Consider the following 984-nt stretch of genomic DNA (forward strand, 5'->3'; position numbering starts at 1 on the left):
CAGAAGAGGCAGAAGTTCATAATCCAGATTTTTGGGTATTAGTAATCCCTCTACCAATTCATGCAAGATACTATGAACAATTAGCTGCTGTTCAAAGCAGGTTTAATTTTGAAATTAAGGTAATCCCTTTACATGAGATAGAAAAATTAATCGAAAAGCATAGGGATTTATTAAATGTGCTGCTACATGGAACGATAATTTCTCCAGAAGTACAAAAAGAAATACTAGATGTTATTCCTCAAAAGAATGGAGTAGAGGAAGAAGTAGTTGAAGAAACGATAACCTTAAAAACATCTAAATTAGAGGAGGAATAAATAGATGTATAATATCAATTATAGACGCTCAGATAATCATATTGAATTTCTACAATCAGAAGAAGGTACTAATAAAATATTGATAGACGATATTTCATCAAAACCAGAAGTATCACCTAATGGTAAGAAAGCAATTTATTTATCACCGTATGAATGGGAAGCTTTGTCTAGCTTATATCTATTTGATTTAGAGACAGGGGAAAATAAAGAGCTGGTAGGTCCTAGTGAGGAGCAATTTGTACCGAAATATGCTATATGGATTGACGATGATCATATTGCTTATACATTTGCATATGCATATGGAACCATTAGTGATGGAGGAAATGTGTATATTTATCAAATCTCTGAAAACAGAATCCATAAGGTTACGGACTGGGATAGTAAGACACAGGCAGTTAGAATTGAATACGATGGAAAAGTTATCAAATATGAAGGTGTTCAATACATTGATAAAGAGATGAATCAGTATAAAGAAATAGACGGAGAATTAGAGATTCAATTATATTTATCATAATAAAAAAGCTATACCATTATTTATGCGGTATAGCTTTTTCTCATTATTAGTTAATTATACAAAAGTCAATGAATAAGTAAGTTTTACAGTTATGTTAAAATTAGAATCTAACTTTTGCTTTTTTAGCGGGTCTTGTGTAGCAGTATAATCTAATCC

At 31.0% G+C, this 984-nt stretch carries 2 protein-coding genes; both read left to right on the forward strand.

Annotated elements, in window-relative coordinates:
* Positions 1–314: hypothetical protein (locus tag RCF13_RS10650; protein ID WP_308141139.1), on the forward strand; the 314-nt coding region annotated here is incomplete at its 5' end.
* Between the two features lie 4 nt (positions 315–318).
* Positions 319–828: a DUF4652 domain-containing protein gene (locus RCF13_RS10655; protein WP_016121722.1), complete on the forward strand. Its 510-nt coding sequence runs from the start codon at positions 319–321 to the stop codon at positions 826–828.
* Positions 829–984: the final 156 nt, after the last annotated feature.

The sequence above is a fragment of the Stenotrophomonas maltophilia group sp. RNC7 genome (genome assembly GCF_030910085.1).
GTDB classification, from domain to species: domain Bacteria; phylum Pseudomonadota; class Gammaproteobacteria; order Xanthomonadales; family Xanthomonadaceae; genus Stenotrophomonas; species Stenotrophomonas sepilia.

Excerpts from the sequence above, each read along its gene's own strand:
- RCF13_RS10655 (WP_016121722.1), top strand. The coding sequence starts at position 319 with ATGTATAATATCAATTATAGACGCTCAGATAATCATATTGAATTTCTA.